Here is a 23,918-nt window from a genome sequence, read left to right on the forward strand (position 1 = left end):
GCTGCAATTCCTACGTTGCAAAATATGCAACTGAATTTGCTACAAAAAAAGTACCCCTTATCCAAGTTTAAAAACTGGGCAGGGGTACTTCATTATTTTTAAAAATGTATCTTATTTTAATTCAGCAGCTTTACACTTTAGTTCCAACCCATCTTAATAAACACCTGATCCGCCTCGGCAAAATCAAATGAGTCCAGTTTACTTTTTTCGACCCAGCGGTATTCATCATGATCGGCTAATAGAATAGTACCTGTCTTATATTCTCAATAATTGCTGCCGCTACCGGAATCATGTTGTTCCACCTCACATCAAATTCGAACTTTAATGCGTCACCATCGGACTGAAATCATCGCGGCTTGAACGGTCCGCATCGTACAATACGACGTCCCCGTCCTGCAGCCTGTAAGTTACGCCAAAAGGATCCTGCACGCTGCGACTAAAGCCCTCCATCTGGTACCACTGATTCATCAGCGGCCCGTCAATGTATTGTAAATGCGGGGCGCCCATTTGTCCATTTCGAACCGTTTCGATGTTGAAATTGACGACGATATAACCCTTTTTCAAAAAGATCGGCGATTTGTCCGTCAAGCCTTGGTGGGTCCGGCCATATTCGGCGACATTCGTCCCAGATTTCACCGCATACAGATCGGCCGGCAGGCTGTACTCCCCGTACCATTTCTGGACGGCGGCGTTCACTCGGCCCGGGTCTACCCCTGCGGGCAGGCCGGTTTTCGGCCCGATCAGCGTACGGACTCCTTCCGGAAGCCGCAGCAGGCTTAAGCTGCCGATCGGCGTTTTGTTCTTCGCCGCGATGTTCACGTAGCGGCTCACGAATTGCTCCCGCCCGATATGCGCCACCTGATCAAACGTGTAATCGTGATCGTATTGATAGAGCGCCGTATCCTGCAATTCCTCCATAGGCACGTTGCGCAGCCGCTCGTTTAGGATCACATACCGAGCCACCTCGTCGTTTGGCGAGCCGACTTTGACATAGCTCCTGTCGCGCCTGTGATAGTACAGATCGACCGGTGTGCGCGAGCCGTCCTCAGCGCTAATAAAATAAAAGCTTGGCTTGATCGTAATTTGATCGTGAAGCCCGAACATATTTCCTTTTGTCTTCAAATCAAATTTGAAGTGATACCCCTGCTTGATGGAAATATTGCTGTACAGCGGATGGCTGCCTGGACGAATCGGCAGGGTGTACCGGGGAGTAATTCCCCTCTCCGCCCCGTCAATGCCCTGCTGCCCCACCCAGTAGACCGTTCCGGTAGGACTGCTGCTGCCCTTCGCTGTGCGGAACACCGTCTCCCAATTGTAATCGCCAATGTCTGTAATCCGCAAGTCGTAGACGCGGCCAATCGCATCCACAGACACGGTGTCATAAGCGATATGGTGAGTTAGATCTAAGTTGGCATTCGTCTGATGACTCGCGTCTGCAGAAGCATTATGCGCGATTGTCCGGAACTCGACGTCATAGAATCCTTCATCAACCCACACCGGCAAGAAGAATGTAAAAGATTCCTGGGACTTCTCGACTTCAATCCATGTATTTTTCGGGTAAAATTGTGTCTTAGAGCCGTCATAAACATCAAACGGAAACCTGACCTGTTTGCTACCGATGTACTTTAAATAGTTGCGGTTGCCGTAACCAAGATAACTCGTATGCTGCCCGGAGTTCGGCATATCAATTGTAAACGGCCGATCCAGAATAATTGCGGATCTCCCTGCAGCTGGATTCGTCTTTTGATTATGCGCCTTGTCGTCAGACACATCCGGATAGATCACAACCGGGGTATGTACTGTTACCGGATTAATGCCATAGATCGGATAGTCTTTTGCAGCGGAACCGCTCACCTGGGTATAATAAATTGTGCCGGTACTCGGCTGACTGGCCTTATTCGTCTTAGACATGGGAACAACGTTCCCTGGACTATAAAGGACATTATCGCCGGTCATGGGAGCCGTAGGGATCGGTGAGGGAGCCGGTCCGCTTCCTGTCGTCTCCGTTCCGTTCATGAGAGTTTGATTATAGAAGGTAAAGGTATCATTCCTGACTCTTACACTCACGGCATTCCTGGCTGCAGCTTCGGGATCCCCGTTATGACTAACACTGACGCTTGGAACGTCTGATGGTTCGTAGTGATGGGTCTGTGCTGTAGCGTAATAAGGAGCATTATAACCGTTTGGTTGAATCCGAATGCCATTTCCATCGAAAGCATAATTCCAGAGCACAGCTTCCTTGATCTGGTAGACCTCCACCTGCGCTATCGTCCAGAAAGAATAATCCTTATCGACCTGAACTTGTACCGTTGATGGTTCGCCGGCTTGTTCACCTGGCGGCGGCGGTGGTGGCATAACTTTGACATCTACAGTAAAGGTACACGTGCCGCCCATTTCCTGATACCCGTACTTATGCAAATAATCCTTCGTCCAGACATTCCCGTATAGACTCTCCGTAGTTGGTATTCCATCGAGGACATCAAATCGTTCACTGCCTCTGGAATCTGCCTTAATCATTGCACTAACATTAGAATTAAAGTCTTCTCCTGCCATAGATCCTTTCGGAGATGGAGGAGTACAAACTACACCACCAGGTTCAGGTTCATCAGGTTCACAATTCTCCGTACAAGGGCCTTCCTGATAGTAGACCTTATACTTTCCTGGATATTTATAAGTATATGAATACATATCATATATAAAAGCACTAAGGTAATACATCATTGCAGCTCCTGTAGCTGGCAAATCAATTTTATGACCCATATGATCATATGTTTGAGCAACTTGAATTACTATGTCAGTAATACCAACAACAGTATATTGTTCGACTACCGTTGAGCGGTCGGAATAATCTTCAATCTGTGGATAGTAAGGAACCTGTACTTTCTGATCCCAATTCACGTCTACTTGTCCTGGCACTTGATTCCAACCTCTTAAGCGATTTCGGTTGTCATCGACCACTCGCCCATCGAAAGGAGTGCCCTGGGCATCTTTAAACGGCTCGCTTCGTGGATAAGTTATTTCGTACCGAAAGAAATTCCCTGGGTATTTATCTCGAACAATCCCCCCCACCGTTTCTTTTTCAATCCTGCTTTCGGGTAATCGTTCCTCCAGCATGTACCCATAATGGTTTGATATACCTAGTGTCCATTTAGCATCAGAACTACTACGTTGATAACTAATGAATGCTCCATTAGCTTCATTTTCTTTCGATGACAATGGCACACCTTCCCCTGTTAGAGATACTTCACTTGAAAAGGTTTGTGCATTTACGCGAATTGTTTTTACGACTTCATCATTATTAAAAAACTCTATTTTAGTGATGATATGACCTGATCCGACATCTACATTTATTGGCTTAGTACTTAGTGTAGGATACTTTGTATAAATGGATCCTCCACCTGTTATGGTGTATATGTCATCAGCAAATTCAATATTCTTTTCTTGAAATACCAATTCACTTGCTGCATTCACTTCAAATGGGGGGTGATTTAGAAAAAATGTGAATAATAAGCTGATAATCAAAAGAATAATGAAGTTCTTTTTTATCAATGACTTCACCACTTTTATTATTTTCTTGATCCAGTTATCTCTAATACAGATTGACTTTTAAAAGCATAATTAGAGTAACTTGGGGTTTGTAATGAAATTGAAATTCCATCAGTCGTCCATCCCTTTTTGGGGACAATCACAACAGGTAAATCGCCAGATCGTTCATAATGCACTCCTGCAATTTTATTAAGTTCTCCTTGAAAAAACTTTCGCATATCAGGAGAATCAATCCCGTGAATTATAAATGGAACATAACCTCTTTTCCCGTAAGCCTTTGTATCTTTGTTGTATACTTCTTCTCCGTCAAAAATAAGCAGATAGCTATTTGGCCAATCTGTAACTTTATTGATTTTCTCCACATCATGGCTATTCCACTTCAATTTATCTACTGGAGGAAGGAGCTTCCAGTTTGGATCATTCGGATCCTCCATATCAATAGCAATAAGCGCATTCAGCCTACCGCGATATTTACCATCAATGGAATCAATCGTCATTTTCTCTTCTTTCCATAACTCAGCAACCTCTTTACCTTTCAATAAGCTTTCATCATGAACAAAAATTTCCGGCATGACGGTAAAAATGTTAGTTCCATGCCAGGCAATCTCAGCACTTGATACAGCATACTTATCGACAGGCAATGTCCCTCCATTTTTAACTGTCAATATACGCTCTATAATTTTGACAGCCTGGGCGCGGGTAGTCTCCAGCGTTTCCCCTAACTCCCCTTTCCCGAGCCCCGTGATTAGCCCTGCTTTAGTCGCAAGGTACATCCACTTATCACTTTCAGTGGTCGTTTGACCGGTAGCTCGCACAGCAATTTGGGCCACTTCTTTCCTAGTTATATTTTTATTCCATTCCAGCTCTGTATTTTTAAATTCAGTACCTGTATATAGAGAATAATCATGAGCAGCCTGAACAACCGGTTCATACCCCTTGCCTTCAATTGGTTCTATTGGTAGATTCAAAGCATTAACAACCATCGAAACAAACTCATTACGTTTAATAAATTGGTCTGGTTTAGCCCATTGATTAGGCTTAACATCAAGAAAGCTTAGAGTTATATGCCCATTGGATTCTTTTTCCGTTACTGAATTATCAGCTCTAGCTGCTCCAACCCCAACAAACGGGACAGATGAAAATACAAAGGCACCAGCTAACAATACCGTCATCAACTTCTTCATTTACTTCACACTCCTTAGTTTTCGTTGTAAATTTTTTCGAATAATGATCAGAAGACCAGCAACTAACCATAAAACAGCTACAGAACAGATTAATATCCCAAAAAATAATGCCATGGCATCACCACCTTTCAAGTTGTATGAATAAAAAAATTGGTTATAATAAAGATAAAGAAGGGAAAGGACGAGGCGAATTCGCCCCTCCCGGAAAAGGATGTTGCCCCTAACGTTTGCGTCGGATGGAGCCATCCTTTTTTCTTTTGCGTAATTTCTTCAATTCTCGCAAAAGTTTCTGGATCTCAGACCACTCTTTCAAGGCTGCTTTAACAGCCCCCAAGAATCCCCGATTAGCACCACCGTAGCAACAACAACGTTTAGCGTGTCCAATTCCGATCACCCCCTTTGAAGGAAAGGTGTCCCTTCTATATCTCTACTCCCCCTCCTTATTCTCCCTTACAGGACTAAAGGCCTCCTTTCAAATGGATAATTTGATAAATTAAGGAATATTCGCAGCAAAAAAAGCACACCCTCTTAAATCGGCCCAAGCCGATTAATAAGGTGTGCCTCACCATAGTAATTGCAGAACTTTCTCCTACTTGTTTAGTATATATAGAGCTTGCCTAGTTGTAAAGACAGTCATTGACCATCACCAGAAACTTCCCGTGATTAATTCGAATACTCTACTACTCTTGCCCTTCTCTTATAAAGCTCTGGGAGCATGACTCCTAGTAGAACGATGATGACGCCTCCCCATTGCAGCGGAGTCACCTGCTCATGAAGAACAAATGAGGAGAGCAACACGGCAACAGGAAGTTCCGCCGCGCCCAAAATGCCGGCCATTCCCCCGCCGATATGTGGGACGCCAATCGCGAACAAGACCGGAGGTATAAATGCCCCGAACAAGCCCAGCAGGAAACCAAATAATAAGAGTTGGCTCCACAGCATGCCATTAAATAAAAATTGCGGTGGAAATAGAATGAATACTAGAACGAGTCCGCCTGTAATCATCCAAGCGCTGCGATAAGCGGGATGCACCGACGGTATTGCTTTACCGCTAAATAGAATGAATAAAGTGTAACTTACAGCCGACAGCAGTCCAAGTGCAATGCCGATCATTGGAAAACTCCCCGTCTTTTGTTCCATAAGCCCTGCTGCAAACAATGTGCCTCCGAGCAGCAGTACGAGTGTTAACATTGTGATCCCGTTCGGCCGCTGCCGCTTGCTTACTGCTTGAATCAGCACACTGATCCAAGTAAATTGGAACAGCAGCACAATTGCCAGTGAAGCTGGAATGTAGCGCAGCGAATGATAGTAGAGTAATCCGGTAATTGCAGTCGGTGTCCCGGCTAACATCAGCAGCAATCTTTGCTTCCAAGTCAGCCGTGGTGACCGATTCGACGATTTTACGGATTGCTGTGACTTTAATAAATTGTCTGACTTCGTTTCCACTGATATGATCGATTCTGACGCTGACTCTACACGAGTATTTCCCTTTTTGCGCCGTTCCTTCCATCCCGTATATAAAGCCAATAGCCATGCCAAAATACACCCTGTCAAAAGCTGCGTGCCCACCACTTCACCAAGCTGATAGCCTTGGCCATAAGCAAGCACAACGATAGTCGACAATATGCCATAACTGCTCGCGCCAATTAATACAGATAATAGGTATTTCATTTTCATTCCCTAGCAAATCCTCCCTAATGTATATCAAAATAAGCCCTAAAACACAAAAAATCCTAGCTGCGAAATAAGAAACGGCAATGCCATTCTCATTATCGTAGCTAGGAAGTAACGGCTTCCAGTAGAAACCCTCGCTCCGTTCTGTCATGTTAGTTTAGCGAGGTTATACGAATAAATATATGCAATGCGATTGTCACACTCGTGCTTGGCAGCTGCAGCAAACCACGGCGCAACAACCAAAACACATCTTACACGACAAGCAAGACACTGTCAATCCTTATAATTATCCAGCCATTCCGTCAGCCGCAGCAAGTCCACACCGGCCAGCATAACAATGCCAATGCCATGCGTATCGTTTTGCAATGGAAGCAGATCATATTTGTAATAATGGCTGACAGCTTCTCTTCTGGAATATATAAATACTCGCGAAACAGCAGGAATTGCCGGGCAGCATCATCGATGTACCGTTCTTCACCGGTTAACTCATAATAACGGCATAGAAAAGGGATGCTCATATACAAATCATCCGCCCACATCGTATGTTCGTCACCCTGGGAGTGCTTGCGATAAAAGGCTCCATCCGCCAGCCGCTCCTGAACTTCCCTGATATAAGTCCCGATTTCATGGGCAATCGACTGATTGATGCCTGTGATAGCAGGAGAGCAAATCGGTGTCAAAACCTCCAGTTTGCTCGAGTCAACCGTTCTTCGGCCCATGTCTTCAGCTTTTGGAGAAGACGCTTATCCTACAATTTGGGACAAAGCGGCAGCATTATTTGAATCCCTTGGTCAAAATCATCCCTTCCATAACGCCAGCAAGCGAACAGCTTTCACCTCGCTTGTTATCTTTCTCAGATATAATGGCTATCACTTCAAAATGGATCAAAAAGCCGCAGAAGATTTGACAGTAGATATGGTCAATCATAAATATTCATTTGAGCAAATCGCTTCCATCATTCATGCCCATTCCACTAAAGGTGAATAAAAAAATTGAAACAATTGTGATTCAGCTCCCGACTGCACCCGTGCAGCAAATATAGAAGAATCAATCTCCACAGCCTGAGCGGTTGTGGAGATTTTAATTTGGATGAGGGAGAATCCTTTCCCAAATATAACAATGTATACTTTGAAGTAGCCAAGCCAATAAAGCAGCTAATAAATATTTTCCTGATTAAATGAACTTTTCCATAGGGTCGCGACTCTTATAGGGGAGTGAGGTGAAGCAATGAACGCGGTTCGATACGTAAAAAAAGCAAAAAAGGGGAACAAAGAAGCGCTCCTCCAATTGATCATGGCTGAGAAAGACGACTATTACAGACTCGCTCTCACGTATATGGGAAATTCGCATGATGCGATGGATGCCATGGAGGATATGATCGTCAAATTATACGAGAACATCGGTCAGCTCAAAAAAGAGGAAGCCTTCTACAGCTGGAGCAAAACTATTCTGGCCAATAGCTGCAAAGCGTTGCTTCGCAAGCGGCAGAAGCTGGTGCCTCTGGATGAGGTGGGCATGAACGGCAATCTGGCGGCTGACGCTGGTTCTTTTCCTGCCCCGGATCTGGTTCCTATTGACGATCCATATACAAACAGCGATCGGCAAATGGATATCCAGAAGCTGTTGCAGCAAATAAATGAACAACAAAAAGAAGCCATCCAACTTAAATATTTCCACGATCTCGAGTATCAGACAATCGCGAAAATCACGAATGTACCTGTAGGAACCGTGAAATCCCGGATTTTTCAAGGACTAAAGAAGCTCAGAGAACTCTATGGGGGTGAAATAGATGAATCACGTTGAGGAACGATTAAGGGATGAGAAGAAGCGAATAAACTCCATAACGGCACCCGAGGAGTTGGAGACAAGGTTAAGAAACGCACTGAACGAGGCAGCACCCAAGAGAACAAAACGACGGATTCCCCGAGTCTGGAAGGCTGCGGCTGCCGCCTTATTTTTAATCGTTATTTTCGGATATCATTATAATGCCTTCGCCTACTATGGGAAAAAGCTGCTTGGATTCGATGAATTGATCAGCGGCACGCTGCTGCAGGAGCTCAATGAGCAAGGTATGGGACAACTCGTAGACAAAGGGGTAACACTAGAAGACGGGACCGAGGTTACTATTGACGGCATTATGTCGGATGCCAATCAATTGATCCTGTACTACACCTTAAGAAATCCAAAGGGAATCGAAGATGCTATGGGCGGCATTTTTAACCCTGAACAAATAACCGGTTTTTTAACGAATTCCAATGTTCATTCCGGCACGTCACTGATCAATGAAGATCATACCGAGATAAAAGGCATGAGAACATTTAAACCGGTAAGTCCCTTCGCCAAGCAGTTAACATTGCATTACCGTGAGCAGCTGCAAAATAACCAAGGGAAAGACGGAAGTATTTCGTTTCCTTATGATCCGAATAAAGCCATGCAAACACAGGTGAAAAAATCGATCAGGAAAACGATTAAAGTCGATAAAGGCACGATTACGTTCCGTTCGATAACCGCTACGCCAACGATGACCTTGATCGAAGGTTCGTTCAATGTGGAGAACTTTGATAGAATCCATTCTGGATTAAGCGGAATTGAGTTAATTGCAAATGGAACTCCTGTAGAAGAGTTAGGGTCCGGTCATCAATCTTCAATTAGAGGCAGAAATTTCAGTATTCACTATGGTTTGCTGCCGAAACAATTAGATTCACTAGAACTCGTCATGAAAGAGTTCGTCGGCTATCAGAAGCTGGATCAAAAGCTGTCTCTTGCTTCCATTAATGAAAATGAGCCTATTTCTCTGGAAGGCAAAGGTTTATGGGTGAAAAAAGCAGCTGTCACATCCCAAGGCGTAGAAATAACAATTGCCACAGATGACGATGTCTTGCTAGATGGCGTATCTATAGAGGCGCAGGATGAGGTTACCTCGCTAAGAACGACTGTAAATCAATTGGATAGCAAACTGGAAGACGGAACAATCATGAAGGAACGCACCTTGCTGTTCGATACTTCAGTAATGCCGGAATACCTGCACATTAAAGGGATGCATTATATGAAGGAATACAATCAAGTGATTGAAATCCCTGTGAACTAACCGCCATTTTCGGCGGTTTTTTTCTTGACGCGGAGCCGACCTGCTACTTCAACTTTTTCACAAAAATAAAGGGGAGAGAGCAATCGGTAAATCGCCCTCTCCTTACAGCAACCTGCCTATTGCTCATTGCGGTAGCTTACTGAGATAGCTCACTACACTACCTCTGCATGACCTCGGCGTTATCTCAGCGCTCACCCGCGTTCCCCTGCATCAGCTCAGCGCTACCTCTGTGCTTACCCAGCGTTACCTCAGCATCAGCACAGAGCTACCTCTGTGCTTACCCAGCGTTACCTCAGCATCAGCTCAGCATGACCTTCCGCCCGCTCTTCGCGCTTTCGATCGCTCCAAGCACCATGGCCATGCTGTGGATATTGTCGCGGCAATCAGTCTCGGCTGGACGACCTTCCTTCAGAGCAAGGAACATCTCATCCAGACATCCCTCATGCCCCAGCTTACCGTTCCAGCCCATCGCCGCCTCCACGCGCGCCGTATCGCGTATGAACTTCTTCTCCGCAGTTTCGTCAGCCGCCAGCTCACTAGCCAGCACTTCCGCATAAGGCGCTTGAATTCCGTCCCAAATGGCCGTTCCCTTCTCGCCTATGATCCGCCAATCGGCCTCCCAGGACGTCGAAGCGCCTTCCGCGCACCATGACCCCCGGTAGCTGAATACCGACCCGTCAGACATCTCATATATGCAGACGGCCGAGGCGTTTCCTTTGTACCAAGAGCCTGGCGGGTTAAACTCATGACAGTAGACCGATACCGGGTCGGCACCGATGATAAACCGGGCTTGGTCAAAAGTATGAATCGCCATATCCAAAATCAGCGGACTCTCCATCACATCACGAAACCCGCCGAAATGCGGCCCAAGGAAGAAGTCCGCATTGATCATGCCGGGCCTGCCGATCGTACCGGATGAAATCAGCTCGCGTAGTGCGCGGATATTGGCGTCGTACCGGCGATTTTGCATCACCGATAGCGACTTGCCCGTGGCATCCGCCGTTTCAATCATCTTCCTGGCCTGTTCCATCGTGGAGGCCATTGGCTTCTCGCCAAAGACATGGCAGCCATGCTGCATAGCGGTCGTGCTAATCTCGAAATGGCTGTCCGGGATCGTCACGTCGATGACCAGATCTGCTTCGGCATCGGCAATCGCCTCCGCTAGCGCGGTATAAACGCCGCAATCCAGCCCATAAGCGTCCCGGATCTTCTCAGCCTGGCCGATATACACATCGACCAGCCCGACAATGAGAGCGTCGTCCCGCTTCAGCAGGTCTTTGATCCACACATTCGACATCCCGCCGCAGCCGGCAACCACAATTCGATGCTGCTTGCTCATTCTTCTCACCACCTATAATTCAACATTTACAGACATATGAAGCTGAACTAATGAATGCAGATGGAGCTGGCTCCGTTAGCCAAACATCCGCTTGCTGCGGGTTGCTAAGTTCAACTTGGATAACCCATAAGACCCTGCCTTAAACCGGGTTCGGCACGAACGCACCGCCGCGGCACTGCTTCAAATAATTCAGCGCATGCACCTGGCCGGTCATTTCCAGCTCGCCCTGATAGACCGGGTCATGCCAGCCCTCGATATCGATCGTGCCCTTATACCCGGCTTGACGTAAAATCGTAATAATGTCCGTCCAGTTCGTGTCGCCAAATCCCGGCGTCCGGTGCCAGACGAATTCCTTCGGGCCATGTATCCCGTATTCCTTGACGATGTCCCAGGCGATCGTCGCGTCCTTGCCATGAACATGGAATACTTTGTCCACCCATTTCCGCAGCTGCGGAATCGGATCGATCAAGCTGACCATTTGGTGGCAGGGCTCCCATTCCAGGCCGAGGTTGTCGGCCGGAACCTCATTGAACATCATCTCCCAAGCCTGCGGATTGTGAGCGATGTTCCAGTCCCCCTTCCACCACGTGCCGCCCATGTCGCAGTTCTCGAACGCGATCCGTACGCCGCGATCCGCCGCGCGCTTCGCCAGCTCCCCGAACACTTCCTTGAAGCGCGGCAGCGATTCGTCGATCGGACGATCCGTCAGACGGCCGGTAAAGCCGCTCACAATATCTGCCCCGAACAAGTGCGCATGGTCAATCGCCCGTTCCCAGCTGGCCAGCGTATCCGCATTGTCCCCTTCCCCTGTCAGCGGGTTGCCGAATACACCAACGCTGGAAATGACCGCGCCATGCTCATCCACAATTTCGCGCACCTGTTTAGCAAGCTCAGCCAGATCGATGCCTCCTGTCGTTTGCCAGAAGGTCAGGCTGAAGGATTCAAAGCCATGAGGCAAAATTTGCGGAATGACCCGTACCGCATCCTGCCCGCCTACCAAAGTGCCTATACGTAAAAAATGATTGCCGTTTTGCATTTGCCAACCACTCCTATATTGAGTATATTGAGAAACATAAACCCATTGTATAGCGGAAATATGAATATTTCTCTATCTAATCTTGTGTTTTTTAGGTTCTAAATTGCGTTAGAGGAGTGTAGCCTGAAATGACCCACCCCCAGGAATTGCGGGAGCATACGTATTTTAACGATCCGTCCTATCCTTTTAATATATTTCGTATTCGCCGGGAACAGCAGCAGAAAGGCACCCCTTCGTTCTATTTGCACTGGCATGACCATTTCGAGATTCTAGTAGTAATTGAGGGAAAAACCATTTTCCTTATCGACAGCAACCCCTATGAAGCACAGCCCGGCGATATTATCATCGTTCCTTCCGGCGCCCTGCATGCGGGTTACGCGGCTGACGAAGGCCCGCTGGAATACTATGCTATCGTGTTTAACGCGGCACTGCTCCGGCAGGGCAAAACTCCCGATCCCAAGCATGCGCTCTATATTGCGCCCTACCTGGATGGGGAGCTGCTGTTCCCTATAAAGTTAAGTCATCAAAATACGGAAAATTTGCAGCTCAAACACGTCCTGAAAGAGGTCATCAGTGAATTCGAAAGCAAATATCCCGGATACGAGTTAATGGTCAAAAGCCATCTGTACATGTTATTCACCCTGTTATCCCGCCGCTTCATGCCTAGCGAGCAGCAAGGACGGGCTAGCCTGGCCCATTCGCGTAATGCGGATCGCTTCAAACAGCTATTGCTCTATATCGATACGCATTATGCAGAGCCGATTACCGTATCCATGGCCGCTTCGATGATGAATCTTAATCCATATCATTTTTGCAAAATTTTCAAAAAGACAACTGGCTCCACGCTCATTGAATACGTGAACTTCATCCGCATCAACGAAGCGGGGCGGCAGCTGCGCGAAAGCGATCTGACCGTGACGGAAATCGCGGAACAAATCGGCTGCGGCAACCCGAATTACTTCACCAAACTGTTCAAGCAATATAAAGGCATGCCTCCTTCACAGTGGAGAAAAGAGGCGAACGGATCGCAATTCCAAGCTGCAAAGGCTGTAAAAACTGAAAAGACTACCAAGGCTGCAAAGACTGAAAAAGCTGAGAACGCTGAAAAAGGTGATAGAGGTGAAAGAGGTGAAGAAGCTGAACAGTCATAAAGCTAAGGTTATAAAGCTACAGTTATAAAGCTACAGTCATAAAGCTAAGGTTATAAAGCTACAGTTATAAAGCTACAGTTATAAAGCTAAAGTCATAAAGTTAAAAGTATAAAATTAAAGTTATAAAGTTAATCCCGGCGTGGCGAATGCGATTTTGCAGCTGTCCAGATTCTCCTTGAATCTACTTGATGGAGCTGCCTTCTTTTCCGATATTAATAGTGTTGAGATCTTGAATCATTATCCTCAGTAAAGGAGTCTTTTCATGAAAAACAGCATTACCAGGTTAATGGCCGTCATGGCCTTAGGTTTATTTCTATCATTGGTTTATCACGATACAGCCTATGGTCAAAACGTGCAGCAAAACGTGGCACAGAGAAGCAAAGAAGAAATCATCAAAACGTTCCAACGATATCTTCCTCTAGACAAAAATGACAGATACATGGAATCAAATGATGTTTTCGAGAAAATCCCTGCCTATACTGCTCCCTATGAGGCAGGAAAATTAAAAAAAGAATACATACTAGACGGAATCGCTGCCGTCAACTGGGCACGTTATTTAGCCGGAGTTCCGGATGATATCCTGCCCGATTGGAGCCTGGAAGGACAGGAGCAGGCATCCGCACTCATCAATGCGCTCAACAACAGCTTAAGCCATACTCCCTCCCAGCCTGCAGGGATGAATCAGGCCCTTTACCAATTAGGCTATGCCGGTTCCAAAAGCAGCAACATTGCATATGGGACCCCCACTCTTTATACAAGCGTAATGGAGATGTACATGCCCGACTCGGACAACAGAAATATTGATCGCGTGGGTCACCGGAGATGGATCATCAATCCGCAAATGACAACGACGATGTTCGGATTCACGTTCAGAGGTACGGAAAATCTCCTTCCGTTCAGCTCGATGTACGCCTTTGATCGAAGCAGAGCCGCGAGTGAAGTAACCTATGACTATATCAGCTGGCCCTCTGCCGGGCATTTTCCCAGTGAAGTCTTCATGACAAATCATCCATGGTCGGTATCTTTAAATACGGAGAAGTACGATAATAAACGAACCAGCAATATTCGCGTTTCTTTAGTGAGAGCGTCTGACGGACAGACCTGGCACTTTGACAAGCAAGACAAAGATAAAGAAGGAAAATACTTCAATGTGGAGACCTCCAATTTTGGCATTCCTTTTTGCATTATTTTCAGACCAGACATGATTGCTAATTTTACGGAAGATGACCGCTTTAAGGTCGAAATTACCGGGTTGTATACGAAGAGTGGACAAGAAACGTCTATTAGCTATGAAACCGTCTTTTTTAATATGATTCCCCAGAGCACCCTAAGAGGAGAGAACATTAAACTTACAATAGGAGAACAGCTGCAGCTGTTTCATTCCGTGGGAAAGCTTAGTCCCGGTTCTGGGACAGAGTTTTTAAAGCCGGAATTTAGCAGCACTAACCCCGCTGTAGCATCTGTAGACGCGAACGGCAATGTTACGGCCAAGTCGGCAGGAACGGTTAGCATTCGTCTATCCAACTACTTCGTCACATATCGTTTCGTTCATATTCACGTCCGTGAAGACAACGGGACAGAGCAAGTTAGCTCATGGGCAAAGAGCTACTACAATAAAGCCAAAAGTAACGGGATTATCGATATCAACTATGATAATAACTACCAAATTCCGATCGACAGGCGTATATTTGCCACAGCCGCGCTTAAAGTATATGAGAATATTTTGGGCAAACAAAGCGGAGAAATTAGCACGCCTTTTAAAGATATTGACAGCCGGGACATCTCCTATAGTTATCATTTGGGATTGATCAAAGGAACTTCTGAAAATACGTTTTCTCCCGGAAGCACCATCACCAGGCAAGAAGCAGCCACTCTGCTCTTGAACATTTACAATAAAGTCATGTCCGGTCAATCCTCGGACTCACTTCCCGTTCCGGGCTCGAGTGTCACTTTCCTGGATGATGCCAAAATCAGCCCTTGGGCAAAAGACAACGTATATAAAGCAGTCCATTTAGGACTCATTAGCGGGGTTGGAGATAACAAATTTGATCCGTCCGGTAATATGACCCGAGAGCAGGCTTATGTCTGTTTGCAGAAGCTCCAGGAATTGCTGGATCAAGCCTTTAACGCTATAACGTCTTAAACGCTCCCAATAATAAGGGTAATTCCGCTGCACTAATAACAACCGTTTTGTAACTATTTTAGTGAAAAATTTTGGCGCTTAAAAAAGAAAAACAGGCAGACCCCTTCATAGGGCTCTGCCTATTCTTTTTGCTTCTTGATCAACTCCAAAAACTCTAAAATAATATCCGAAACGGCATCTTCCTCCGACGTGTGAATGAACTTGCTAACTCTGAGAATATCCCCCTTATAAAGCTCGATGAGCTTAAGGGTGGACTCCGCATCATTTTGCCTCGCTTTATACAGCAGCTTTAAGAACTCACCATCCGTGACAATTCCTTGATCATCTTTCGCTTCCATTTGTTCACCCCTTGCTGACTCATATTCAGTTCGCGGGCAACTTCGGTTTCCGTCTTGTCCTGCAAATAAATTTTGAAAATAATCGTTCTTCCTGTGTCCGACGGGAGGGCATTAATCAGCTGTCTCACAACGATTTTGTTATCAGAAGATGAGGTGAAATTGGATGTGGCTGGTTCTACTCCACCAAATGAACATTCCCGTTTCCGTACAACTTTTGCTTTATACTGAATCCGCCAGGCGATCCGATACACTTCTTTTCTGTAATGCTCGTACACGGTTTGTTGTTCCTCCAAAGCGACCTCCCCCTTTCAAATTCATCTTCTACATGTAGGGAAAAATTCAAACAAATTTAACAACTGAAGAATTAACTTATTTATTGAAATTATAACATTTATTTCTAGTCTTTAGTTGTAAAATCTCCTGTTTATTTGCTCTATATAGTGAAGGGACATTTCACAGAAAGGAGGGAGCAATGATGCAGGTCACAGACATGATTTCCTTGATCACAAATGTCGGATTTCCCGTCACATTGAGCTTCATTTTAATCAAGTATGTTTTGCAAACGATGGGTGAAAAGATAGACAAGATGGATGCCGCCCTACACCTCTTAACCCAGCAAGTTAAAAGCATGGAAGCCCACAATGATCATCCCAAAGCTGCCGATCAGGCTGAGACGGTTACTAAATGAAGAAAGCTTGTAAAGGCAATTCTGACGCAGCTAATACCGCCATGTTGCGGTTGATTTCACTAAGCCATGAAAAAAACAGGAAGCCGTCCACGCCAAGCATCGCTCCTGGGGGGTTGCTTCCTGTTTGTCCATCTGCATTTCACAGTATCCCCCACTCCCTAAGGTTGTACAGAAAACAAGGGCAATGTCTCTGATACATCTTATTCGAAAGTGGGCAAAATTATGACTATTTTCGGGTACCCGCATGAGCTTGAACTACTATGCCGGGCAATCTGCTTGCGCTTGAGCTGAGCATGAACTTCGATGCCCGGCTATCCGCTTGCGCTTGAGCTGAGCATGAACTTCGATGCCCGGCTATCTGCTCGCGCTTGAGCTGAGCATGAACTTCGATGCCCGGCTATCCGCTTGCGCTTGAGCTGAGCATGAACTTCGATGCCCGGCTATCCGCTCGCGCTTGAGCTGGGGTAAGGTAAATTGATGTAATGCGACGAATGTGAACGTTATGTAAGGTAATGTTATGTAGTGTACTGAACTTCCCTGTGCGCTCACTTTTCGCTAATTGCGAACAGCTTCCTGTCCCCGCCTACGTACAAGGTTCCATCAGATCCGAGAACCGGAGGCGAACTCATATGCTGGTATAACGGCAGACTCCAATTTGTTTTTTTCGTTTTCAAATTCACGGAGGTGACCCCACTCTTAATTCCATCGTCGTAAAGCCGATAAGTATACAGCGCATTCTGATCCCGATCAATCAAGACGGTGTTCTGGATATATTTTTTGCTTTTCAGGTCATCTTGAGGGTTAAAGCTCCACAGCAGCTTTCCCGCTGAGTTGTATAATCTGTGCCCGAAAATAAAGGTACCGTTCTCGCTAAACGATGGACTATAAGAGAAATTGTATCCCTTTTCGTCAGTAATTGTTTTTTTGAGAGCTCCTTCTGGGCTAAACATAAATAAAGCTCCTTGAGATTGAACATAGATCAAGTTATTCGTATAAACTGGAGAAACCTCGTTATATTCCGCTTTATAAGCAGCACTCCATTTGATTTTACCGTTCAAATCCATTTTAATGAGCTTCCCGCCGTTGAAATAATCAACAGTCCCCGCTCCGGATTTACTCAATTGCCGATACGTTCCTTGGGCTACCGTGAAATAAATGTGATCCTTCACAATAATAGGAGAAGAGACTTTTAAATACTTATGTTTCCATGTGGTCGAAATATCAAACAATTGTTCCCCGGTGACGGATAGCGCAATGACTCTGGCCTCTTCCTCCTGCCAATCGTTTGTTTGCTTTCGGGTTGTCGCGACAATCGTTCCGTTCGAAGATAGAGCGATCGGCTGAAAAGCAGAGGTGGCATCTGCATACTTGTTCTCCCATATTAGCTCTCCGTCTGTCGAATAGGCGGCAATGATGGAGCCGTTTTTGGCATCAAAAATAGAAAGCACAATCGTATTATCGTTATATAGCGCCAGATCATTTGTTTCCCCTTCCAATTGCACGCTCCATTTAATTTTACCGTCTGGCGAAACGGCCGTTAATTTCGTTGCAAAGTTATACTGTCCGACAGCATAGATAGTATTGTTGGAATCGATAACCATATTCCCCGTGTCCTGCCCCAAATCCACTGCCCATTTAATTATCGGCTGCTTTGGTGATTTATAGACGGATTGCCTCGACCATTGGTTGCTGGGATGCACCGAAGAGCTGGCCGCCCAAATTTCTCCCGGAATAAAACTAAGTACGACCGCTATTACCAACACTAGCTTGAAACCTATCTTTTTCCTCATGTCATGACTCCTTTTATTTGCTGCTTGATTTGAATGATTAATTAACTTTAATATCGGACTCTAGTCATGAAATATGAACGGATTCCAGGCCTTTAAACCTATCTCCACCGCTGTAAACTAACGATCTCTACGCAAGGGCATTCGGACATTCGAGCATTTGAGAGTCTAGCATTCGAATGTGCGAGTATCGAGCAGCAGGGTATACGGGGATCCAGGAGTCTAATGTTCGTACATCGAGCAGTCGGGTGTTCGGGTATTCTAGCATTCAATAGTAAGTGTGCCCTAGTAGGTCTTGATATACCTTTAACTTGCCGATCGCGCTGAAACAGCTTTTATCCTGCACCTCCTTTTGGTTTTAATTGGATTTGAAGTATCTATTTCAACAGATTAGAATGGTTGCGATAAAATAATAGTATTTAGTGTATTTAAAAACAAGAAAATCGCCTTCCCTCTCCCTTTACCTTATATTAATGACACGAAATCCAGTTAATTGTCGTGTTCCCAACAGACAGCGTTTTTTAGTTACTAAAAATACAGTTATATCTGCCAGCCGTCTCTCAACTCTCAGTTGAGTCCGTAAAATTGTGTAAATTGGATGATTTATGACATCGATTGAGAAAGAGAGGCCATCACTGCAAACTTTAAAATAATGAGTCAGGCCGCAGATTGCCCTTATGGGATCTGCGGCCTGCTTATAGGCGCTTAATGATAAGTGTTTAATTCTATCGATCTCCTCACAGGCTCCTTAGGATAAGTGTTTACTACCGACCTGCTCATTGACGCCTTAAGATAAGTTGTTTACTACCGACTTGCTTATAAGCGGCTCAGGATAAGTATTTATTTCCGACCTGCTTTATGAACGTTTGTACCGCTTCGCGGACATCGCCGGCCTGCGTAACCGCAGAAATGACCGCCACGCCGTCTGCCCCAGCCCGAATCACTTCGGAGGCCCGTTCCGCCGTGATTCCCCCAATTCCTACCAACGGCAATTGTATCCCTTGCTTACGCATCTTCTCGATCATCCGGGGGCCCTGTACTGGTTGGGCGTCAGCTTTTGAAGCAGTAGGATAAATCGGGCCAACGCCGATATAATCCGCTCCCTGGGCCAGCGCCAGCCGGGCCTCTTCCACCGTATGGGCGGATACGCCGAGAATACAGCTGCCCATCCGGGCGCGGATCGAGCCAGCCGGCTCATCGTCCTGTCCGACGTGGATGCCATCGGCGCCGATTCGGGCGGCCAGCTCCACGTCATCATTGACGATGAACGGCACGCCGGCGCGGCGGCAGGCGGCTTGCAGCTGAAGGGCGAGCGCCAGCTTCGCCTCTCCTTCCAGCGCCCCCGGGCCCTTCTCGCGGAGCTGGATCATCGTCGCCCCTCCGCTTAATGCTTCCTCCACAACGCGAATGGGTTCTGTTTGGCAGTTTACACTGCCAACAACCAGGTACATCCGCAGGTATTGTCGCATTTGCTCTGGCGAGACGCTTCCGCTCATTAGCGCCGCTCCCCTCTCCGGCGATACGCCCAATGGTTGGTCGGGCCATGCCCTTGCCCCAGCCCCAACCCGTCCTCTATCGCCGCCTGAATGAATGCCCGCGCGGCCTCCACCGCTTCCGGCACGGATAATCCCTTCGCCAACCCGGCGGCAAGCGCAGCGGAATAAGTGCAGCCTGTGCCATGGGTGTGCGGAGTATCAATCCGCTGACCGGAAAACTCCGTGAAAGCCGCCCCGTCATACAGCAAATCGGTGACCCGCTCGCTTCCTTCATCGTGCCCGCCCTTGATCACCACCGTTGCCGGACCATAAGCGGAAATTCGCTTCGCGGCTTCCCGGCGATCCTCCATCGACTGAATGCGTATTCCCGATAAAACTTCAGCTTCCGGGATATTCGGTGTAACGATGAGAGCAAGCGGCAGCAGGCGCTCCTTGATAGCCTGTACGGCGTCTGACAGCAGCAGCTCTGCGCCCCCTTTGGCAATCATCACCGGGTCCACCACAACATTGCGCCAGCCGTGTTCCCGGATCCGCTCGGATACGGCCGTAATAATATCAGCGCTAAACAACATCCCCGTCTTCAACGCATCGACTCCAAGATCGGAGCTTACGGCATCGATCTGCTCTGCAGCGGCTTCGGGCGGCAGTGGATATACCCCTTGAACGCCTAACGTATTTTGCACCGTAATGGCCGTAATGGCTGACATTCCGAACACATCCAGCTCTTGGAATGTTTTAAGATCAGCCTGTATTCCTGCCCCTCCCCCGCTATCCGATCCGGCAATCGTAAGGGCTCTCGGTATAGGTGTACTCATTTTAATGTTCCCCCTGCGGCTGGAGCTGGAAATTCGGCAACTGCCGAATAGCCTTTGAGCGAGTGCGGATGCAGTTTGGCCAGCTCATCAAGGAAAGCGATCTGGAAGCTGCCTGGCCCAACGCTCGCCGTGCGCTCTGCAGCCCGGGCTGCAGCCGCTCCGTAGAACGCCAGTCCAGCGGTACCAGCCAACAGCAGATCTTTCTCTACTGCAGCAAAGGCGCCAAGCACCGATGTCAGCAAACAGCCTGCTCCGGTCACCTGGGTCAGCATGGCGTCTCCACCGCTGATTACCCGGCACACCTGGCCATCCGTAATAACGTCCTCTTTTCCAGTGATTGCTACTACGGCATTCAAATGACGAGCTGCCCGCAGCCCAAGCTGTGCATTCTCGTTATCAGCGCTATCTCCCGCATCAACACCTTTGATTTCACGCGCTTCACCGACAAGATTCGCAATTTCTGCTGCATTCCCCCGCACGAGCGACACTTTTACCTCGCGGAGAATTTTCAGCGCGGATTCTGTGCGAAACTTCGTAGCTCCTGCGCCGACCGGGTCCAACAGTACAGGAACGCCATGTTCGTTGGCCGATAATCCGGCGAGAATCATCGCCTCTACATGCGCGGTAGATAAGGTCCCGATATTAAGAACGAGCGCCCCAGCTATTTTAGCCATATCCGCCACTTCCTCGGGAGCATAGGCCATTACAGGTGAAGCTCCTAGCGCATACAGCCCGTTCGCAGTAAAGTTAGTAACTACCACATTGGTAATGTTATGAATGAGCGGTTTATTCCTTTGAACCTTCGTAAGAAGAGCTGAAATATTGTTTTCAAGTGTACTCATTGTGATCCGGCCTCACTTCTTATTAAAATTAACCAATCTATAAATTCAGAGTAGATCAAGGATCAAGCCATTCTTTCTCTTATAGTGCGTATACCTCAGTCTTCATCGGTACAGGCCAATCCTGCACGTTATATGCCATGTCCCAAAACATGTATTCCAACTGGCAGCTAAGCAAATAATGCTCAGTCATCTTCTCTCGCTCCAGTTCGGTCGTTGTTTCCGCCCACTTATCGAGCCATTCGCAAAATTTCGCAGTAGTTGTCGTGCGGGTCGCATAGAAATGAATCCACTCATAGAATGGATGACTCTCAGTCGGCTGCACTTCCTTCATTAATTTCTCGCCGATTTCCAAGTACGTCCACGGGCAAGGCAGCAGCACCGCCATAATTTCCGCTAAACTTCCTTCGTGGGCAACGGTCAGCATATGGCGAATATAATGGTGTGCCCCCGGAGCCAGCGCATAGCCCTGCATTTCGTCATACGTTACTCCAGCGGCTGTGCAGAAGTTATGGTGCGGACCTACTTCGCTATTTAAAATGAAGGAAATTTGCTGATTAAACATTTCAATTTCATCCCGGCTGGAGCACTTGGATATGGCAATGCCATAAATCCGCATATATGCCGTTAAATACTCATGGTCCTGCTTGACATAATGAATCAGCTGCTCCTTCTGCAAATTGCCATTAGCAATTCCTTTTACAAAAGGATGTTCAAAAATGGCCTGAAAAATCCCGTCCGCCTGCTGACGGAGTCCCTGCGTAAAACTCATTGTTCCCCACCTCCGAATAATGTAAGAATATGATCTGGAAGCCGTTGAGGATGACCCCATTGTTAGTTGAAGTATATCCGGCCCAAATTGAAATTGCATACCGCGATTCGGTCGCAATACAACAAAAAAAGCCGCCCCGGATATGGAGCGGCCTTATCAACGTCACCTAAACACGAAAACAAGAACGAGTAAGTGTCAGGCATTCATGCATTGGTCCGACTCCACTTTCCTACGCTAGTACGAACTAGATCAGGTTCAAAGGGTCCAAGAAACGTTCTTATCTCAGCCGCTGACGGCTCCCCTAGTGGACTTCCTATTCATTTTCATTATTAACTGTATCTGTCTTTGTAGGAGTTGTCAAACTTCTATGCTTATTTCCCGCAGCATTTCTTATATTTGAATCCACTGCCACAAGGACAAGGCTCGTTGCGGCCAATCTTTGTTACAGACACCTGGTTTTTGTTAAGTGCGCTCAAGGGACGATTTGCTGATCTAAGCGGGATATTTCCCTTCAGCCGATTCATTTCGAACGGGGTATGCCCGCCATGAATCCATAATCTAGTATGGTTATACACATCATTCATTAAGGCAACAATAATGTCAGCCTGCTCCATGCTCTGAAACTGCAAGTCTCTTCTTTCAAATTCAAAGATCAGATCTTGTGGGGTCGCTTCCATCGTGCAAGCCAATTGAATGTCATCAATTAAGTCGTCCACCATTTCTGTATCCCGGCATATTTCCTTCAAAATATAAGCTCTCAGCTTCATGAGCTGCGGCGTCATCTCAAAGTAGAATTCATCCGCATATTTCAATAGTTCGTTACGTTCCGGAACATATTGCGGCTTATCCTTTATTTGAATCAGAAGTTCTTCCAGCTCTCCCGGTGATTCCTCGGGTGCCAAATAGCTGTTCACAATATATCCCTTCAGCATGAAAAAGCTCTGCTGCCTGTTTTTCAGCTTCTCAAAACGCTCCATGAACTCTTCTTCGCTTAAAGCAACATTATTCTGTGCATTGTAAATTTCCAGCAGCTTCGCCGGCTTAATTACCCCATATAAGTTTGAAAGGGATTGTATATACTCATAAATCAGCTGCATGCTTCCGTGCTTCTGATTAAAACTTGCGGCATCCAGCTTAGTAAAGGCGTTTTTGATTTCATCCGGAATAATGACATACAGCCCTCCCTTACTAAAGTAAGTAAATACGAGGCCGCGATCCATTAAGTAGCTGTAGTGCTCAAACTGTATGAAATTATTGTGCAGAACGGACTGGCGAAGAAGGGATTCGAACAATTGCCATTCCATTGCACTCGTAATCAGCAAAGCAGCTTCCAGATGATCCGCATCTGTCAGATGTTCTATGAGCGCTTGTATGAGCTCCTGTTTTTTCATTTTTGAACGCCCAGGCAAATTACAGGCCGAAGCAAGTGAGGCAAGACGAACCTTCGTCAAATCATGAAGTATGTCAGGCAAGCTTGTCGTCACATCTCCTATAATTGCATGCTGGATATTCATTTGTTCAAGTAAATTGTTGTACTCTTCCAAGTTCAGTTCTCCTCTTTCAATTCCTTCGTTCTTCTTCTCTTATAGGCGCCAGAACAGTTATACTCTTTCGTTCATTCATGCTATTAAGTAAGAAAAAACTATTACCGTTTCCTGACCTGCATACCGATTCTACATTGAGTAATTCAGCCTCTATTAAGACTCAACTACATATAATACCACACAATTAAGGTCACGGAATATTTTTGCGGCAATTTGTACTATAAAATTTAGATGTTAATAAACGGGATTACACTCCATTAAATAGGATGAAACGCGATTTTCGGTCAGCTTGAAAGCTGTAACCAGACGTAGGGATTATATATGAATTATCATACATAAACACCCACTTAGCCGCCATACGCAGGATTATGGATGAAATATAATACACAAGCGATTTTGTAGCAGCCAGACATAGGAAATATTTATGAATTATCATACATAATCACCCACTTAGCTGCCAAACGCAGGATTATGAATG

General features: G+C 46.4%; 19 protein-coding genes, 1 pseudogene and 2 riboswitches. Of the genes and pseudogenes, 6 read left to right on the forward strand and 14 right to left on the reverse strand.

The window, feature by feature from the left end; genetic code table 11:
- Nucleotides 1-321 precede the first annotated feature (321 nt).
- From G358_RS29815 to G358_RS32270, 4 genes are all read right to left on the reverse strand, one after another.
- Nucleotides 322-2,916 (reverse strand): DUF5704 domain-containing protein, encoded by a 2,595-nt coding sequence (locus tag G358_RS29815; protein WP_157274319.1) that lies wholly within the window; start codon nucleotides 2,914-2,916, stop codon nucleotides 322-324.
- Nucleotides 2,917-3,566: 650 nt separating this feature from the next.
- A complete protein-coding gene (locus G358_RS31640; protein ID WP_019637041.1) occupies nucleotides 3,567-4,730 on the reverse strand; it encodes a hypothetical protein in 1,164 nt (387 codons plus the stop codon).
- A 663-nt stretch (nucleotides 4,731-5,393) separates the two neighbouring features.
- Nucleotides 5,394-6,401, reverse strand: coding sequence for an EamA family transporter (locus tag G358_RS0109830; protein ID WP_033403931.1), 1,008 nt, complete (start codon nucleotides 6,399-6,401; stop codon nucleotides 5,394-5,396).
- An 84-nt stretch (nucleotides 6,402-6,485) separates the two neighbouring features.
- A riboswitch (purine riboswitch) is annotated at nucleotides 6,486-6,598 on the reverse strand.
- A gap of 108 nt (nucleotides 6,599-6,706) precedes the next feature.
- Nucleotides 6,707-7,123 carry a glycoside hydrolase family 88 protein gene (locus G358_RS32270; RefSeq protein WP_084662740.1) on the reverse strand — a complete coding sequence of 139 codons (417 nt, stop codon included), beginning with the start codon at nucleotides 7,121-7,123 and terminating at the stop codon, nucleotides 6,707-6,709.
- Here G358_RS32270 and G358_RS31260 point away from each other — a divergent pair.
- The 3 genes and pseudogenes from G358_RS31260 to G358_RS0109855 form a co-directional block, all read left to right on the forward strand.
- Nucleotides 7,065-7,391 (forward strand): annotated as a pseudogene (locus G358_RS31260) (type II toxin-antitoxin system death-on-curing family toxin); the annotation flags it as partial. The gene G358_RS32270 and the pseudogene G358_RS31260 overlap by 59 nt on opposite strands.
- Before the next feature lie 240 nt (nucleotides 7,392-7,631).
- Nucleotides 7,632-8,207 (forward strand): sigma-70 family RNA polymerase sigma factor, encoded by a 576-nt coding sequence (locus G358_RS0109850; RefSeq protein ID WP_019637046.1) that lies wholly within the window; start codon nucleotides 7,632-7,634, stop codon nucleotides 8,205-8,207.
- Nucleotides 8,194-9,492 (forward strand): DUF4179 domain-containing protein, encoded by a 1,299-nt coding sequence (locus G358_RS0109855; protein WP_019637047.1) that lies wholly within the window; start codon nucleotides 8,194-8,196, stop codon nucleotides 9,490-9,492. Before G358_RS0109850 ends, G358_RS0109855 begins: the two co-directional genes overlap by 14 nt.
- A gap of 298 nt (nucleotides 9,493-9,790) precedes the next feature.
- On the opposite strand, the gene G358_RS0109860 is transcribed toward G358_RS0109855, so the two are convergent.
- Complete coding sequence (locus tag G358_RS0109860; RefSeq protein WP_019637048.1) at nucleotides 9,791-10,831, reverse strand: Gfo/Idh/MocA family protein; 1,041 nt, start codon at nucleotides 10,829-10,831, stop codon at nucleotides 9,791-9,793.
- A gap of 139 nt (nucleotides 10,832-10,970) precedes the next feature.
- Entirely contained in the window at nucleotides 10,971-11,867 is an 897-nt protein-coding gene (locus tag G358_RS0109865; protein WP_019637049.1) for a sugar phosphate isomerase/epimerase family protein, read from the reverse strand.
- A 128-nt stretch (nucleotides 11,868-11,995) separates the two neighbouring features.
- Between G358_RS0109865 and G358_RS0109870 the strand changes: the two genes are divergently transcribed.
- A complete protein-coding gene (locus G358_RS0109870; protein ID WP_019637050.1) occupies nucleotides 11,996-13,018 on the forward strand; it encodes an AraC family transcriptional regulator in 1,023 nt (340 codons plus the stop codon).
- A gap of 262 nt (nucleotides 13,019-13,280) precedes the next feature.
- Nucleotides 13,281-15,161 carry an S-layer homology domain-containing protein gene (locus tag G358_RS29830; protein WP_019637051.1) on the forward strand — a complete coding sequence of 627 codons (1,881 nt, stop codon included), beginning with the start codon at nucleotides 13,281-13,283 and terminating at the stop codon, nucleotides 15,159-15,161.
- A 119-nt stretch (nucleotides 15,162-15,280) separates the two neighbouring features.
- Here G358_RS29830 and G358_RS0109880 read toward each other — a convergent pair whose 3' ends face one another.
- The gene (locus tag G358_RS0109880; RefSeq protein ID WP_019637052.1) at nucleotides 15,281-15,499 is read right to left on the reverse strand and encodes a hypothetical protein; all 219 of its coding nucleotides are present in this window, start codon (nucleotides 15,497-15,499) and stop codon (nucleotides 15,281-15,283) included.
- A complete protein-coding gene (locus tag G358_RS0109885) occupies nucleotides 15,451-15,792 on the reverse strand; it encodes a hypothetical protein (protein WP_019637053.1) in 342 nt (113 codons plus the stop codon). Before G358_RS0109885 ends, G358_RS0109880 begins: the two co-directional genes overlap by 49 nt.
- Before the next feature lie 179 nt (nucleotides 15,793-15,971).
- Here G358_RS0109885 and G358_RS29835 point away from each other — a divergent pair, with 179 nt between their 5' ends.
- Nucleotides 15,972-16,187: a hypothetical protein gene (locus G358_RS29835; protein WP_240479999.1), complete on the forward strand. Its 216-nt coding sequence runs from the start codon at nucleotides 15,972-15,974 to the stop codon at nucleotides 16,185-16,187.
- A gap of 545 nt (nucleotides 16,188-16,732) precedes the next feature.
- Here G358_RS29835 and G358_RS0109900 read toward each other — a convergent pair.
- The 6 genes from G358_RS0109900 to G358_RS31645 form a co-directional block, all read right to left on the reverse strand.
- A complete protein-coding gene (locus tag G358_RS0109900; RefSeq protein WP_019637056.1) occupies nucleotides 16,733-17,977 on the reverse strand; it encodes an outer membrane protein assembly factor BamB family protein in 1,245 nt (414 codons plus the stop codon).
- Nucleotides 17,978-18,801: 824 nt separating this feature from the next.
- Nucleotides 18,802-19,470 carry a thiamine phosphate synthase gene (gene thiE, locus G358_RS0109905; protein WP_019637057.1) on the reverse strand — a complete coding sequence of 223 codons (669 nt, stop codon included), beginning with the start codon at nucleotides 19,468-19,470 and terminating at the stop codon, nucleotides 18,802-18,804.
- Nucleotides 19,470-20,285 (reverse strand): bifunctional hydroxymethylpyrimidine kinase/phosphomethylpyrimidine kinase, encoded by an 816-nt coding sequence (gene thiD, locus G358_RS0109910; RefSeq protein ID WP_019637058.1) that lies wholly within the window; start codon nucleotides 20,283-20,285, stop codon nucleotides 19,470-19,472. Before thiD ends, thiE begins: the two co-directional genes overlap by 1 nt.
- Nucleotides 20,282-21,127, reverse strand: coding sequence for a hydroxyethylthiazole kinase (thiM, locus tag G358_RS0109915; protein WP_019637059.1), 846 nt, complete (start codon nucleotides 21,125-21,127; stop codon nucleotides 20,282-20,284). The genes thiD and thiM overlap by 4 nt, the downstream gene beginning before the upstream one ends.
- 79 nt (nucleotides 21,128-21,206) lie before the next feature.
- Entirely contained in the window at nucleotides 21,207-21,896 is a 690-nt protein-coding gene (gene tenA, locus G358_RS0109920) for a thiaminase II (RefSeq protein WP_019637060.1), read from the reverse strand.
- 209 nt (nucleotides 21,897-22,105) lie between these two features.
- A riboswitch (TPP riboswitch) is annotated at nucleotides 22,106-22,209 on the reverse strand.
- A gap of 58 nt (nucleotides 22,210-22,267) precedes the next feature.
- Nucleotides 22,268-23,440 carry an SEC-C metal-binding domain-containing protein gene (locus tag G358_RS31645; RefSeq protein ID WP_019637061.1) on the reverse strand — a complete coding sequence of 391 codons (1,173 nt, stop codon included), beginning with the start codon at nucleotides 23,438-23,440 and terminating at the stop codon, nucleotides 22,268-22,270.
- Nucleotides 23,441-23,918: the final 478 nt, after the last annotated feature.

It is taken from the genome of Paenibacillus fonticola DSM 21315, assembly GCF_000381905.1.
Taxonomy (GTDB): Bacteria; Bacillota; Bacilli; order Paenibacillales; family Paenibacillaceae; genus Fontibacillus; species Fontibacillus fonticola.